This is a genomic window from Exiguobacterium sp. s80 (assembly GCF_018618725.1).
Classification (GTDB): domain Bacteria; phylum Bacillota; class Bacilli; order Exiguobacteriales; family Exiguobacteriaceae; genus Exiguobacterium_A; species Exiguobacterium_A oxidotolerans.
In genome coordinates, this window is record NZ_JACSMP010000001.1 from 1,133,877 (window position 1) to 1,148,839 (window position 14,963).

The window sequence follows — 14,963 nt, forward strand, 5'->3', positions numbered from 1 at the left end:
CTTACTTCACGAGCGCAGCGATTTTTTCTGCGCCGTCTGCCATTGATGTAGCTGCTGTAATCGCTAGACCTGAATCTTTGAGAATTTGTTTCCCTGCGTCAACGTTTGTTCCTTCAAGACGAACGACGAGTGGTAACTCTAAGCCGACTTCTTTTGTTGCTGCAACGATCCCTTCCGCGATGACATCACACTTCATGATGCCGCCGAAGATGTTGACAAAAATTCCTTTGACGTTATCATCTGAGAGAATCAATTTGAACGCTTCTGTTACTTTCTCTTTCGTCGCGCCGCCACCTACATCGAGGAAGTTGGCCGGATCGCCACTGAAGTGTTTGATGATGTCCATCGTTGCCATCGCAAGACCTGCGCCATTAACGAGACAGCCGATATTCCCATCAAGCGCGATGTAGTTCAAATCGCTTTTTGAAGCTTCGACTTCACGTGGATCTTCTTCCGTTTCATCACGGAGTGCGACGATGTCCGCATGACGATACAACGCATTCGAATCGAAGTTCAACTTCGCGTCAAGTGCAACGACATCACCGTCTTTTGTTGTGACGAGTGGATTGATTTCAGCGATTGAGCAATCCTTTTCAACGAAGAACGTGTAGAGTTTCGTCACCATACCAACGAATTTGTTAACGAGTTTAACGGGTACACCCATTGCGAACGCTAATTTACGTGCTTGGAAAGCTTGAAGTCCGACTGCTGGATCAACGATTTCCTTGATGATTTTTTCAGGAGTCGCTTCTGCCACTTCTTCAATATCCATTCCGCCTTCACTTGAACCCATGATGACGACACGACCTGTCACACGATCAAGGACAATCCCGAGATAGTATTCCTTATCAATCGCACAACCTTCTTCGACGAGAAGACGTTGAACGACTTTACCTTCTGGTCCTGTTTGATGCGTGACGAGCGTTTTGCCGAGTAACTCCGTCGCGAATTCTTTTACTTCTTCTTGCGATTTTGCTAGTTTGACACCACCAGCTTTACCGCGTCCCCCTGCGTGAATCTGTGCTTTGACAACTTTAATTGGGCCTGACAATTGTTCTGCTGCATCGACAGCCTCTTCGACCGTAAATGCTGCGATTCCGTTCGGTACAGGTACACCGTATGAACGAAGTAACTCTTTTGCCTGATATTCATGTACATTCATGAAAAAATCCCCCTTAACCCCTTTAGTTTCGGCTCTTTCATTGTAGTTAAAATTGGAAGCGCTGTCTATCGTTATCGACCGAAAGCATTTATTTTTTCGTGATTCCCTCATGATCGAGCTGATATAAAAAGGCAAACAGCTCGGCGATGACCCCGTATAACTCCGGCGGAACTTGCTCAGACACCTCGATTGCATCAAGTAATGTGACCAATGTCTGATCTTGCCGAATCGGAATGTTGTGTCGGATCGCTTCTTCTAAAATCCGCTCGGCGACGACTTCGGAACCTTTGGCGACGACTTTTGGAGCTGCCATTTGTTCTTCATAAGATAAAGCAATTGCTTTTTTCATGCTTGGTAATCCACCCTTCCACTCCGACGTGTCAAATCGATAGGCACCCGCTCTTTCGTTTGTTCGACCAATTCAAAACGAATCAACTCATATCCCTGCTCCTTTAAGCGTTGTTCCATCATCGGTTGATAAGCGTCCATGAATGCGCTAATCCGTTGATCCGGATGAAAGACGGAAACAGCCATCTTTCGATCAGTGATTAATAAGTCAATCGCAATTTCGCCCAACTGAGGCAGTTTGAGATAAAAAGCGATTCGGGCATGGTCCGGGTTGAATTCTTTTTTGTCGAACGGTGCTTCCATCGTCACATCGACATCTTCAAAGGGACCAAACTGTGGTAGTTGCAACATAAAGAGTCCGCGCCCCGGTTCATTCGTCGCTTGAACGAGTTGTTGCGTCAAGATTTGATCACTCGTCTTTCGGTCGAGCGTCCCTTGCCCTTCCGTCTCTGCATTTCGTGCTAACTGAACAAGCTGGACAATTGCCTGCTTCAGTGTCTCACCCGAGCCCTCCATTGTTGCGCGTTGACCGAGTTGTTGTAACAGCGCACGTGTCGTCTGCGGTACTCCCTCTGAGGTCGGGCGCAAGAGACTCTCAAGCATCGAAGGCAGGACTTGTTTCGCCGCAGTTTGTGGAGCTTCCGACAAAATCTTCAGTACGGGTTGCCCTTCCGTACTCGTCACGACGAACCGGTACGACATCCCTTCTTTCAAGTCGGCCGTCGTTCCGGCAGTTAAAACCCGTTGTCCGACTTGTAACTCCATCAAACCATCGGGGAGGAGCTTCAGCACTTTGCCGACGACATTCGCCCCTTCACGTAACGGCATGTTGGCTTGGTCGATGACCTTAAAGGGGAGTAAAGCCCGATGTTCGATTTGCACGCGCATTCACCTCCTAGAGTCGATCAAGAACCGGTTTAAACGTTTTGCGATGAATCGGTGTCACACCGTATGTATCGAGTGCCTGCAAATGCTGTGCTGTCCCGTACCCTGCATGTTGCTCAAACCCGTATCCCGGATACTGTTTCGCATAGTCCTCCATCATCGCATCACGCGTTTCCTTCGCAATGACGCTCGCCGCTGCGATTGAGATGCTACGCGCATCCCCTTTAATCAGTGACGTTTGAGGTAGATTGAGATCAAGCTCCATCGCATCGACGAGCAATGCCTCGGCAGACACGCCATTCACCGCTTGTAACATCGCCTGTTTCGAGGCTTGGTAAATATTGATCCGGTCAATTTCTGCTGGTTCGATGATGCCGATGGCGACCTCTGCGACTTTACGAATATGCTGATACGCCAGTTGCCGTTGTTTTTTTGACATTTGTTTTGAGTCCGTCAACGCGGGGTGATAAAAATCTTTTGGTAAGATGACTGCTGCCGCGACGACAGGTCCAGCAAGCGGACCTCGCCCGACCTCATCGACACCAGCAATCTTCTCCCACCCCTGCGCCCGGTAAGCTTCTTCGAACTGCGAGCGTTCAATAAAACTGAGGCGCAATTGTTCTTCGAGATCGAGGCGACGGCTTGTTTGTTTCAATAACAGCCTGATTCCTTTTCGTTCATCATGCATCAGATCCTGTTCGATGGCTGCGAATTGTTCGCGTGAAATCCCTTTGAGACGTTCTCTTAAGTCTTGAATCTTCATCTGACGTTCACTCCTATTTCGAAAAAAGCTTGGACCTTCTAGAGAAGGTTCCAAGCTCGTCTTATTCTGCTGTTGTTGCCCATTCTTCGACTGTTTCAAGTGTCACACGTCCGACTTTTTCCGTCCGTAGCTCATGTAACAACATCTCGCTCGTCCGTTCGAAATCGACGTATCCACCTGAATTGAACCCTCGTTTGTTCCCGATTGCTTCTAGTACATCGACGGCTTCACCGGACACATCGTCTAAGCGATAGCGTTCCATCAATTGCTCCGGATAACGCGATTTGAGCTCACGGATGGCAAACAGCGCGATGTCATCGATGTTTAAGATATCATCTTTGATTGCACCTGTTGCTGCTAGACGATAGCCAACCAACTGATCGTCGAATTTCGGCCAGAGAATACCTGGTGTATCGAGCAACTCCATCTCACCTGTCTTCATTTTGATCCATTGCTGACGTTTCGTCACACCCGGGCGGTCACCCGTGATGGCAATGTTTCGTCCGGCAAGGCGATTGATTAATGTTGATTTCCCGACGTTCGGGATGCCGATGATCAACGCTCGAATCGCACTCGGATTTCGTCCCTTTTCACGCATGCGATCATGTTTTTCTTTCATCAGGCGTAATGCACCTTCATGAATTTGTCCGAGACCCTTATTGTGTTTCGCATCGACAGCGATGACATCGACTCCATCCTTACGAAGGGCTTTCATCCAGCGCTCCGTCAAACGCGCATCAGCCATATCGGCTTTGTTCAAGACGATTAACCGCGGTTTTCCTGCCGTAATTTGCTCGACCATCGGATTGCGACTCGACATCGGGAGACGTGCATCGACCAATTCGATGACGACGTCGATTAATTTTAATTTTTCCTGGACTTCACGACGTGCTTTCGCCATGTGACCAGGGAACCATTGTATCGTCATATATTCCACCTCAACTCATCATATTACTGGACTGCTAACTTCATGTTGTGTGACGCGGTAAGACATGCTTCAGTTACCGTCACTTCGTTCTCAAGAAACGATCCATCCCTTAGTATACGCAAAAAAAGCCAAGAAAAGAAGTAGTGTCGTGCGGACACTACTCAATTCCTGACCTTGTTCCATCAAACGCACGGTTGATGGAGCTGTTTCTGCTAGACTCACCTTACTACGCGCCCATGATTTTTTAATCAACTGATCGTAAATCACCGAACGGATAAAAGACGAAATTTGTCGTTCCGACGATTTGATCTTCATCGACGAACCCGATGTCACGGCTGTCTTTCGAGTTTTGACGGTTATCTCCCATGACGAATACTTTACCGGCCGGTACTTTCGTTTCGCCAGTCCGTTCTTCTAACGTAAAGTCTTCCGTCAACGGAACACCGTTCATTTGTGCTTTAAATTCTTTTAAATACGGTTCTTCCACTTTTTTGTCGTTGATATACAGCATATCATCCTTGTAGTACAGCGTATCGCCTGGGACAGCGATGACACGTTTAATATAGTCACGTGTTTCCGTCGCATGGAAGACGACGATATCGCCACGCTCTGGTTCATTAAAGTAATAGGGAACCTTATTGACGACCATTCGGTCTGAATTGTGCAGTGTCGGCATCATCGACTCGCCGTCCACGATGACCGGGACGAATAGAAACGTTCGGATGATGAACGCAATCACGAGCGCTACGACAAGCGCCTTTACCCAACTAAATAACTCCTTCACGCGTTCCACTCCTTTGATTAAATCTTTAACCTAGACTTAGTATACGCATAAACGATAAAAAAAAGAAGCTTGTCCGAGGACAAGCCACTTTTTCACATGATTAACGACGAACTTCTTTAATACGCGCCGCTTTACCACGAAGGTTACGGAGGTAGTAAAGTTTCGCACGACGGACTTTACCGTAACGAACGACTTCAACTTGTGCAACACGTGGTGAGTGGAGCGGGAAAGCACGCTCTACGCCAACTCCGTAAGAAATCTTACGGACTGTGAAAGTTTCACTGATGCCGCCACCGTGACGTTTGATGACTACGCCTTCGAAAAGCTGGATCCGCTCACGCGTACCCTCGACGACTTTAACGTGTACACGGACTGTATCCCCAGGACGGAACGAAGGGACGTCTGACTTGATTTGTTCTTGTGTAATTTCACGGAACAATTGTTGTGTGTTCATGAATGATTTCTCCTTTTTTCACCAATGTTCTTATCTTCATTTGCTTATTGCATCCAACAGCGGAACATCGTTAATAGGTGGCTTTTGCCACATGTTTTAACTTATCACAATTTCATTCTTTTGACAATCCTGAAATTGACTGAAGGTACTTTAAATCACTTGCGGACAGCTCGGCTGTCTCGAGTAAATCAGGACGTCGCTCGAGCGTCCGCTTCAAGGCTTGCTGTCTTCGCCACTGCTCGATTTTTGCATGATTCCCGGATAATAAGACGTCCGGTACCCTTAATCCGTTATAGTCGGCAGGACGGGTATAATGGGGGTATTCGAGCAATCCGGTCGAAAATGAATCGTCTTCATGACTGGCCGACTTGCCGAGGACATCAGGTAACAAACGGACGACGGCATCAATCATCGTCATCGCAGCTAATTCCCCTCCCGTCAAAACGAAGTCTCCAAGCGACACTTCATCCGTCACCAGTTCGTCATGAATCCGTTGATCAAATCCTTCATAATGTCCACATAAGAAAACAAGTTCCGATTCCTGCGCCCATTCTTCCGCTACTGCTTGATTAAACCGCTGTCCTGTCGGTGTCATCGCAACGATGCGACGGTTCGCTTTCGGCAAGGCCGCAACAGCGTCAAAAACAGGTTGCGGCGTCAACAACATCCCAGCACCACCCCCGTAAGGAGAATCATCGACGCGCCCATGTCGATTCGTCGAATAGTCTCGGAAGTTAATGTACTCGAGATGTATCCGCGCATCTTCTTGTGCCCGTCCGACGATTGAATGATCGAGTGCTGTGAACATATCTGGAAAAAGCGTCAAGACTTTGATGTTCATCCTTCAATCAATCCAGGTAATGGTGTGATTTGAATCCGCTTTTCTTGCACATCGATCGACGCGACGACTTGTTCGATGTACGGAATCAAGACGTCTTTTTTTCCCGGACGTTTAATCGTCCAGACATCGTTTGCTCCGGTCTCTAAGATTTCCGAGACGACCCCGATTTTCTCATCTCCGTCATAGACGTCGCAACCGATGATTTCGTGGTAGTAATATTCATTTTCTCCGAGCTCTTGTAAGACTTCCGGCTGCACGAAAAGTTTCATCCCTTTATACTTTTCGACGTCGTTGATGTGATGCATTCCTTTGAAGGTCACCATGACGAATTGTTTATGTTTCCGGTAACTGCTCACCGTCAGCGGTACATACGTCCCCTCCGTCTCGAGAAATACGTCATTTCCGACTTTAAAGCGTTCTTCCGGAAAATCGGTACTCGCAAGTAACTTCAATTCTCCCTTTAGACCGTGTGTATTCGCGATTTTCGCGACTTCTAACCATTGCATCTTCTTCACTTCCTTCCTTTAAAATCGTCATTCTTCTATTTTTCTGCAACAAAAAGGAGGTAAGCTTTCGCTCACCTCCAAATGTCTTACTTCGCGAGTTTCGCGTTGTGGAATTTCTCCATGATACCAGCTTTTGAGAAGAGGTTACGAACTGTGTCTGATGGTTTAGCACCTTCAGCGAGCCATTTAAGAGCGAGCTCTTCGTTAAGTTTTACTTCTGCTTCTGGTTTAGCAACCGGGTTGTAGTATCCGATTTGCTCGATGAAACGACCATCACGTGGTGCACGTGAGTCTGCTACTACCACACGGTAGAAAGGTGATTTGTTTGCGCCCATGCGCTTAAGACGAATTTTAACTGCCATTCGTAAGTCCCTCCAGATATTAAATAGTTTTTTGGTTTAGTCAAATTGACAACTTCACTAGTATACAACGTTACAGCAAAAGAGAAAAGACTTTTAGAAGAATGGGAGGCCAAAGCCGCCTTTCTTTTTCCCTTTGCCCATTTGGCCGGAGAATTGTTTCATCATCTTCCGCATGTCTTCAAATTGCTTGATCAACCGGTTCACTTCTTGAATGCTACGACCACTGCCGCGCGCAATCCGTTTCCGGCGACTCGCATTGAGGATTTCCGGTTCAGTCCGCTCCCGTTTTGTCATCGATTGAATAATCGCTTCGACATAAACAAGTTGCTTCTCATCGATTTGAGCATTTTTCAAGCCCTTCATCTTTCCTTTACCGGCACCCGGAATCATTCCTAACAACTCATCCAAAGGACCCATCTGTTTCACTTGCTGCAACTGCTCGATGAAATCGTCAAACGTGAACGATGCATCGCGCATTTTGCCTTCGAGCTCCTTGGCGCGTGTTGCGTCCATTTGGAACTCTGCTTTTTCAATCAGCGTTAACATATCTCCCATACCGAGAATCCGTGACGCCATCCGCTCTGGGTAGAATGGCTCGATTGCGTCTAGCTTCTCTCCAAGACCGACGAACTTAATCGGTGCTCCGGTGACTGCCTTGATGGAGAGTGCTGCTCCGCCTCGAGTATCTCCGTCGAGTTTCGTCAGGACGACCCCTGTCACGCCGAGCTTTTCATTAAAGCTTTGTGCGACATTGACCGCATCCTGACCCGTCATCGAGTCGACGACAAGGAAGATTTCGTTAGGCTTGGCGATTTCCTTCACATCGACAAGTTCCTGCATGAGGTCCTCATCGACATGTAAGCGTCCCGCCGTATCGATCAACACGATATCGTGGTGATGCTCTTTTGCATAGTCGAGCGCGCCGGTTACGATTTCTTGTGGACTTACCTGATCTCCCATTGAGAAGACCGGTAATTCAAGTTGTTTTCCTAGCGTCTCAAGTTGTTTAATCGCAGCCGGACGGTAAATATCCGCTGCGACGAGCAGTGGACTGCGATTGTGTTTTTTTCGTAAATGATTGGCGAGTTTTCCGGTTGTCGTCGTTTTACCTGCCCCTTGAAGACCAGTCATCATAATGACTGTCGGCGGACGGTTAGCGAGCGTCAACGGAGATACTTCTTCCCCCATCAATTTCGTCAATTCGTCATGGACGATTTTGACGACTTGTTGACCGGGTGTTAGAGACGTCATCACATCTTGACCGACGGCGCGCTCCTTCACATCATTTACGAACTGTTTCACTACTTTGAAGTTGACGTCGGCTTCTAACAACGCGAGGCGGACCTCACGCATCATTTCCTTTACGTCCGCTTCAGAAATTTTACCTTTACCTCGCATTTTGGCGAGACTGGCTTGAAGCCGTTCCGATAATCCTTCGAATGCCATTGATGATGCCTCCTACTCTAATTGCTCCAGTGATTCAATCGTCACCAGTGCCTCGCTTGGAAGGTCGAGCTGCTTCAGTTCATCAAGAAGGATCTTTCGCTGCTCATATTTTTGAAACAAGGAAAGTCGTTCTTCATATTGCTCAAGCATCGCTTCCGTACGTTTTATGTTGTCGTAGACTGCTTGTCGGCTGACTTCAAACTCATCGGCGATTTCACCTAACGAAAAATCATCTAAATAATAGAGTGACATATAATTTCGTTGTTTCGGCGTCAAAAGCTCCTGATAAAAGTCAATCAGATAATTCATCCGGTTCGTTTTATCAAGTGTCATCCGAGCACCTCCACGGTTGTTAAGTGAAATTCCTTTACAGATAGTATAGTACAGCCCTCACAGTGTGTTGTCAAGTTTTTTTCTTTACAAGCAAACCTAGCTTATTCCTCTTCCGGTGCCTCGTCCGTCGTTTGCTTTTCTTCGAATACGTCACCGAAGAGACCGTGGACGAATTGCTCGGCATTAAACGGTTGGAGATCGTCAATCTTTTCACCTAATCCAACGAACTTCACGGGGAGATTCAGTTCATTCTTAATCGCGAGAACGATGCCACCTTTTGCTGTCCCGTCAAGCTTCGTCAAGACGATGCCGCTGACATTCGTCGCTTGTTTGAACGCTTTGGCTTGCACCATCGCATTTTGTCCGGTCGTCGCGTCGAGCGCAAGCAGGACTTCGTGTGGTGCGCCTGGAATTTCACGTTCGATGACCCGTTTGACTTTCTCGAGTTCATTCATCAAATTGACTTTGTTTTGCAGACGTCCTGCCGTATCACAAATCAAGACATCGACTTTCCGCGCTTTTGCCGCTTGGACAGCATCGAAGACGACGGCAGCAGGATCTGATCCTTCTCCCTGACGGATGACCGGTACGCCGGAGCGCTCGCCCCAGACTTGCAACTGATCGATGGCGCCTGCTCGGAATGTATCCCCTGCTGCGAGCATGACCGTTTTCCCTTCATTTTTCAGGCGATTCGCAAGTTTCCCGATCGTCGTCGTTTTTCCGACGCCATTGACACCCACGAATAAGATGACACTGAGGTCGTGGTCTAAATCAAGTTCCGTTTCTTCTTCTTCAATCAACATGTTGGCGACGACTTCGACGAGTACATCACGGACTTCTTTTGTATCTTTAACATTTTTTCGTTTGACTTCAATCTTTAATTTTTCGACCAAATCCATCGTCGTCGTCACACCGACGTCAGCTTGAATCAGCACTTCTTCTAACTCTTCAAAAAATTCTTCATCGACTTCCCGGAAACGGTAGACGAGATCATTGACGGCACTCGCAAGCCCGTCACGCGTCTTCGACAACCCTTCCGTAAACTTAGACGTGACTTCTTGTGTCGACGTCGTCAACCGGTCTTTTAGTTTCTTAAAAAAACTCATTGTTTTAGCTCCTTTGATTCTACTTCTTCAGTCAATGTTCGCCGTGCCTCTTCTAGTTTAACGGATAACACTTCCGAAATACCGTTTTGTTGCATCGTCACGCCGTATAAAACATCCGCTGACTCCATCGTACCTTTCCGGTGTGTGATGATGATGAATTGTGTATCACGCGCCAACTGATGAACGAACTCACCGAACCGGGCAACGTTCGCTTCGTCAAGAGCTGCTTCGACCTCATCAAGGACACAAAACGGGACGGGACGCGTCTTCAAAATCGCGAACAACAAGGCAATCGCCGTCAACGCGCGTTCCCCACCAGATAAGAGTGACAAGTTCTGTAGTTTTTTACCCGGTGGTTTCGCGACGATGTCGATCCCGCTCGTCAAGAGGTCGCTCGGATCGACAAGAATCAAGTCCGCTTCTCCTCCACCGAACAATTCGCGGAATGTCTCACGGAAGTGTTCCCGTACAGCCGTAAACGTCTCTTTAAAGAGTCGGACGACTTCACGATCCATCTCATCGATGACGGCATATAAATCCGTTTTCGCCGTCACTAAGTCATCACGTTGCGTCGAGAGGAACGTAAACCGTTGATCGACTTCAGCGAACTCTTCAATCGCACCGATATTAACAACTCCGATTTCTTCTAATTGACGCTTGAGCAGGTGTACTTCCTCTTTCGCCTCTTCGAATGGAATCGTCAGCGGTTCAATCAATTCGAGAATCAGCCCCATCTCGTCGAGCATTTCTTGACGTGTTTCAAGACGTGTACTGATTCTGCCGTGGTTGAGGCGCGCTTGATCGACTTGTTGTTTCGCCGACTGTTGCTCCTCTTTCAGCTTCGCTTCACGGATCCGTAGAAGTCGTAAACTTTCGCCGTCACGTTGGATTTGGTCCGTGATTGCTTTCAATTCTTGTTCAACCGTTGTTTGTTCTTTAAGCATCTGCGCCTGCTCTGCATGCAATGCTTCGATTTGACCTTCACCAAACCCTTCGAGCACATGTTTTAAATCACGCCGCTTATGACTCCGTTCGAGTTTCGCATGATTCAACGATTCTTCGATTCGTTCGACTTCACGATTGACTTGATCTAACTTCAAGATCATTGTCCGTTCTTCGAGCAAGGCATCTGCTTGTTGTTGTTTCAAGTCTTCGATTGTCACAGCACCCCGTGCCTGTGCCTCTTTTAGCTGATCGAGATCACGTCTGAGTTCTTGTTGCCGCTTCGTCAAGTTCGCGATATCGTGCTCAGCTTGTTCAATCGTCGCCTTCGCTTCCCGTTCTTGCTCCGCCAACCGTTGCAACTGGCCATCTTGGACGGACAGTTCCGAAGCTGTGATTGCGAGACCATGTTTCGCCTCCGTCAATTCATCCCGAAGTGATTCAAGTGTCGTTCGCGTCGTTTTCATTTCTTGCGCAAGCGTCTCAAGCGTAACGTTCAATTGTTCATCTACTACTTTCATCTCCGCGAGGCGGCGCTCTTGTTCACGAATGACCGCCTGTCCTTGCGTCAGCCCTTCGCGGAGTTCGTCTAACTCCCGTGATTGACTAAAGAGTGGCGTCCCTTTTTTCCGGCTCCCCCCTGTCATCGAACCACCGACGTTGACGACATCTCCGTCGAGCGTCACGAGCCGATACCGATGTCCCGTTGCACGGGCAATCGCGTTCGCTTGTTCAAGCGATTCGACGACAAGCGTCGTCCCGAGCAAGTTCTGTTTTAATTTCGTCAGCTCATCGGTCGTCGTCACGAGTTCACTCGCAACGCCGATGTATCCTTGCATCGCAGATAGTTGATTGCGAACCGATTGATTCAAATCGCGCCGTTGAATCGAACTGAGCGGCATGAACGTCGCCCGTCCCGCATTTAGACGGCGTAATTCCTGAATCAATTTCCGCCCTGTCGCGTCTGTATCGACGACGACGTTTTGCATCGCTCCACCGAGTGCCGTTTCGATCGCCGCTTCATATCGGGCCGGTACGGAAATCAATTCGGCAACCGCTCCATATATTCCTGAAATGTGATCACGCTGTTTCAAAATCGTTTTGACGGCACCGAAATAACCACTGTAATCTGCCTTGACGGACTCCAAAAATTCAATCCGGTCTTCTGTTTTATCACGCCGGCGATGGAGATCGACGATGGATCGTTCGACTTGCGTCATCATCGTTCGCTGTTCGTGTTGTTTCGTTTCAACTTGCGTCTCTTCCGCCACTAAAGCATCGAGCTGTTGCCGCACGTTGAAAGAGCTCGCTTCTAGTCGGTCGACCTCGGCCGTATAAGCTGTTTGCGCCGATTGTTTCGACCCTGTCCCTTCCGCGAACGTCCGGCGTAACTCTTCCGCACTCTGTAAATCTTGTTTTGCTCGGTTATAGGCGTTATTCGTCGCCGCCAGCCGACTCGCTACTTCAAACGCTTCAGACCGTAGTTGCTCTGCTTCTTTTTCAAAATCACGGTCCGAATACGTTAATGCGGCATCTGCTTGTTCACGACGTTTGACAGTTTCCTCGTATGTTTGCTTCGTTTCGTCTCGTAAGCGAACTGCTTTTTTCGCCTCATCCTCAATTAGGGAAACGCGCGCTTCAAGTGTCGCCACTTCTTGTTCTAAACGCTCTTTCATTTGCGTCCCATGTTTCTCACGTTCTTTTGCCAAGTTCAGCGAACCTTGAATTTCAACGAGCGTCGTCGAGACGGTTCGTAACCGTTCCTGCATCTCTGTCTCTGTCCGGCGAATGTTTTCAAGCATCGTTTCTTGTTCTTCTCTCGAGGTTTGCGTTTTCTCAAGACGTGCCTGTTCATTTGACAACTCACGCTCAAACGTTTCGATTTCCGTCGTCAATCGGGCAATTTGTTCCATATAGTTTTGAATTTCTTCTGCAATGATGCCACGTTCTAAAAAGTCGAACCGGTCGCGGGCAATCAGATACTCTTTTGCAAGCGCTGCTTGTTCTCGTAACGGTTCGATTCGTCCACCGAGTTCAAATAAAATATCATCGACACGTGAGAGATTCGTTTCCGTGTCACTCAACTTCCGCTCCGCTTGTTTTTTCCGGTGCCGGTATTTTAAGACACCCGCCGCCTCTTCGATGACGGACCGCCGCTCTTCCGGTTTCCCGGAGATGACTTGTTCGACACGTCCTTGACCAATGATTGCGAAGGCATCACGGGACAGTCCCGTATCCATGAAGAGATCAAGGACGTCCTTCAAGCGACATGGTTTTTTATTAAGAAAATAATCACTGTCTCCATTTCGACTGACGCGTCGCGTCACGCTCAACTCTTGGTAAGGTAACGCAACCGTTCCCGACTCATTATCGAGGACAAGTGTTACTTCTGCGAACTGCTTTCGATGTTCTGACATACTGCCGGCGAAGATGACATCTTCCATCTTCGCGCCGCGTAATGATTTAGCCGATTGCTCACCGAGCACCCAGCGCACTGCATCCGATATATTCGACTTCCCACTACCGTTCGGTCCGACGACTGCCGTCACTCCCGGTAGGAAGTCAAGTTCTGTCCGGCTCGCAAAAGATTTGAAGCCGTTGATTTCAATTCGTTTTAAGTACATCTTTACCACCCGTATGTTTAAATTTCTTTTAATTTTCTTTTAGTTTACCATAGCCGAAAGGTCTACAAAATGGTAGGTTTTATGGTAATGTTAACGGTAAAGACGTGAAGAGGAGAATTCAACGATATGACAATTGAACAAATGATTGAAGCAATCTTGGATAAATTAAATATTATTAATAAAGGCGTCATCAAAGCCGAGCAGTTCGACGGCACGAAAAATGACGACTTAAAAGAAATTTATGAGTTCGTCATGATGCGTGAATCGTTATCACTCGCTGAGGTCGATGCAATCGTCGATGAACTAAAATCACTGAAGACGGTGTAAGAAACCATATAAAAAAAGGCGTTCCCAATCGGGCGCCTTTTTTTATATGGTTTTTTTACTTAAAATTGTTTTTTCAGCTCAAGCAAGGCTTGTTTCGCTGCTTGCTGTTCTGCTTCTTTTTTCGAACGACCGGTCCCGATTCCTTCAAGCTTATCCGGGACTTGAACACGCGAGATGAATTCCCGGCTATGTGCGGGACCACGCTCTTCGATGATTTCGTATTCAATTTGTCCGAGTCCGACCCGTTGGATCGCTTCTTGTAATTGGCTCTTGAAGTCTGTCTGCTCTTCGAAGAAACCAGATGCCACTTTCGGAAAAACCGCTTCGGCGAGGAATCGTTCTGCTGCTTCAATGCCTTGGTCAAGATAAAGTGCACCGATAAACGCTTCAAATACGTCAGCAAGTAATGCTGGCCGATTTCGTCCGCCTGTCAGTTCTTCCCCTTTACCTAGCAAAATCATGTCAGAGAATTCATAATGATTGGCAAACTGGACGAGCGATGGTTCACACACGATAGCTGCTCGCAGTTTTGTTAATTCCCCCTCGGAACGTTCCGGGTAGTGTTCAAATAAATATCTTGAGACCGTCAATTCTAAGACCGCATCCCCTAAAAATTCAAGTCGTTCGTTATCCCCATCCGATTCACGTTGTTCATTGACGAACGAAGAATGGGTAAACGCTTGCTTCAACAATTCGACATTTGAAAAATGAATCGAAAGGCGCGTTTGTAACTCTTCGAATTTTTGCTCGATTTGAGCAAACGTCCGCGCATCTTTTCGACGTTTTACGTAAGGTCCTTTTCGGACACGACGTCCTTTTTGATTCGTCATAATTCCTCCTAAACAGCTAAATCCCACCGCAAAAGAACGGTGGGTCAGCGTCAATGATTAGACTTGTGTTTCGATGTAGCTGACGACATCGCCGACAGTCTTCAAGTTTTCTGCTTGATCGTCTTCGATTGTGATTTCGAATTTATCTTCGAGATCCATAACGAGTTCCATTACTTCAAGTGAATCTGCACCGAGATCGTCTTTGAACGATTTATCGAGTGTGATTTCACTTTGCTCTTTACCTAATTTTTCTGCGATTGCCTCTTGTACGTCTACTAAAATTTGTTCTTTTGTCATTTGAAATCCCTCCATGAGTTGAGTA

General features: G+C 47.5%; 17 protein-coding genes. 1 reads left to right on the top strand and 16 read right to left on the bottom strand.

What is annotated here, in order from left to right; all coding sequences use genetic code 11:
• Window position 1: 1 nt before the first annotated feature.
• The 14 genes from sucC to smc form a co-directional block, all read right to left on the bottom strand.
• Window positions 2-1,162, bottom strand: a complete 1,161-nt coding sequence (sucC, locus tag KNP94_RS06015) for an ADP-forming succinate--CoA ligase subunit beta (protein ID WP_029330843.1) — start codon at window positions 1,160-1,162, stop codon at window positions 2-4.
• An 88-nt stretch (window positions 1,163-1,250) separates the two neighbouring features.
• Window positions 1,251-1,511 (bottom strand): EscU/YscU/HrcU family type III secretion system export apparatus switch protein, encoded by a 261-nt coding sequence (locus KNP94_RS06020; protein ID WP_215115422.1) that lies wholly within the window; start codon window positions 1,509-1,511, stop codon window positions 1,251-1,253.
• Window positions 1,508-2,392: a flagellar hook-length control protein FliK gene (locus tag KNP94_RS06025; protein WP_215115423.1), complete on the bottom strand. Its 885-nt coding sequence runs from the start codon at window positions 2,390-2,392 to the stop codon at window positions 1,508-1,510. Before KNP94_RS06025 ends, KNP94_RS06020 begins: the two co-directional genes overlap by 4 nt.
• Window positions 2,393-2,405: 13 nt before the next feature.
• Window positions 2,406-3,158, bottom strand: a complete 753-nt coding sequence (locus tag KNP94_RS06030) for a ribonuclease HII (RefSeq protein WP_088837378.1) — start codon at window positions 3,156-3,158, stop codon at window positions 2,406-2,408.
• A 61-nt stretch (window positions 3,159-3,219) separates the two neighbouring features.
• Window positions 3,220-4,086 carry a ribosome biogenesis GTPase YlqF gene (gene ylqF, locus KNP94_RS06035; RefSeq protein ID WP_088837379.1) on the bottom strand — a complete coding sequence of 289 codons (867 nt, stop codon included), beginning with the start codon at window positions 4,084-4,086 and terminating at the stop codon, window positions 3,220-3,222.
• A 244-nt stretch (window positions 4,087-4,330) separates the two neighbouring features.
• The gene (lepB, locus tag KNP94_RS06040) at window positions 4,331-4,870 is read right to left on the bottom strand and encodes a signal peptidase I (RefSeq protein WP_088837380.1); all 540 of its coding nucleotides are present in this window, start codon (window positions 4,868-4,870) and stop codon (window positions 4,331-4,333) included.
• 100 nt (window positions 4,871-4,970) lie between these two features.
• Window positions 4,971-5,324, bottom strand: a complete 354-nt coding sequence (rplS, locus tag KNP94_RS06045) for a 50S ribosomal protein L19 (protein WP_088837381.1) — start codon at window positions 5,322-5,324, stop codon at window positions 4,971-4,973.
• A gap of 112 nt (window positions 5,325-5,436) precedes the next feature.
• Window positions 5,437-6,165, bottom strand: a complete 729-nt coding sequence (gene trmD / locus KNP94_RS06050) for a tRNA (guanosine(37)-N1)-methyltransferase TrmD (protein ID WP_214807322.1) — start codon at window positions 6,163-6,165, stop codon at window positions 5,437-5,439.
• Complete coding sequence (gene rimM, locus KNP94_RS06055) at window positions 6,162-6,671, bottom strand: ribosome maturation factor RimM (protein ID WP_029330851.1); 510 nt, start codon at window positions 6,669-6,671, stop codon at window positions 6,162-6,164. The genes trmD and rimM overlap by 4 nt, the downstream gene beginning before the upstream one ends.
• Before the next feature lie 86 nt (window positions 6,672-6,757).
• Window positions 6,758-7,033, bottom strand: a complete 276-nt coding sequence (gene rpsP / locus KNP94_RS06060; protein WP_012370770.1) for a 30S ribosomal protein S16 — start codon at window positions 7,031-7,033, stop codon at window positions 6,758-6,760.
• A gap of 93 nt (window positions 7,034-7,126) precedes the next feature.
• On the bottom strand, window positions 7,127-8,479 hold the full coding sequence (gene ffh / locus KNP94_RS06065; protein WP_214765163.1) for a signal recognition particle protein: 1,353 nt from the start codon (window positions 8,477-8,479) through the stop codon (window positions 7,127-7,129).
• A gap of 12 nt (window positions 8,480-8,491) precedes the next feature.
• Window positions 8,492-8,812 carry a putative DNA-binding protein gene (locus KNP94_RS06070; RefSeq protein WP_088837385.1) on the bottom strand — a complete coding sequence of 107 codons (321 nt, stop codon included), beginning with the start codon at window positions 8,810-8,812 and terminating at the stop codon, window positions 8,492-8,494.
• Between the two features lie 101 nt (window positions 8,813-8,913).
• On the bottom strand, window positions 8,914-9,918 hold the full coding sequence (ftsY, locus tag KNP94_RS06075; protein WP_088837386.1) for a signal recognition particle-docking protein FtsY: 1,005 nt from the start codon (window positions 9,916-9,918) through the stop codon (window positions 8,914-8,916).
• Entirely contained in the window at window positions 9,915-13,484 is a 3,570-nt protein-coding gene (smc, locus tag KNP94_RS06080) for a chromosome segregation protein SMC (RefSeq protein WP_215115424.1), read from the bottom strand. The genes ftsY and smc overlap by 4 nt, the downstream gene beginning before the upstream one ends.
• A 126-nt stretch (window positions 13,485-13,610) precedes the next feature.
• Here smc and KNP94_RS06085 point away from each other — a divergent pair, with 126 nt between their 5' ends.
• Window positions 13,611-13,811 carry a DUF1128 family protein gene (locus KNP94_RS06085; RefSeq protein WP_029330856.1) on the top strand — a complete coding sequence of 67 codons (201 nt, stop codon included), beginning with the start codon at window positions 13,611-13,613 and terminating at the stop codon, window positions 13,809-13,811.
• Window positions 13,812-13,870: 59 nt separating this feature from the next.
• Here KNP94_RS06085 and rnc read toward each other — a convergent pair whose 3' ends face one another.
• The gene (rnc, locus tag KNP94_RS06090; protein WP_088837388.1) at window positions 13,871-14,641 is read right to left on the bottom strand and encodes a ribonuclease III; all 771 of its coding nucleotides are present in this window, start codon (window positions 14,639-14,641) and stop codon (window positions 13,871-13,873) included.
• Window positions 14,642-14,698: 57 nt separating this feature from the next.
• Window positions 14,699-14,938, bottom strand: a complete 240-nt coding sequence (acpP, locus tag KNP94_RS06095) for an acyl carrier protein (RefSeq protein ID WP_012370777.1) — start codon at window positions 14,936-14,938, stop codon at window positions 14,699-14,701.
• Between the last annotated feature and the right edge of the window lie 25 nt (window positions 14,939-14,963).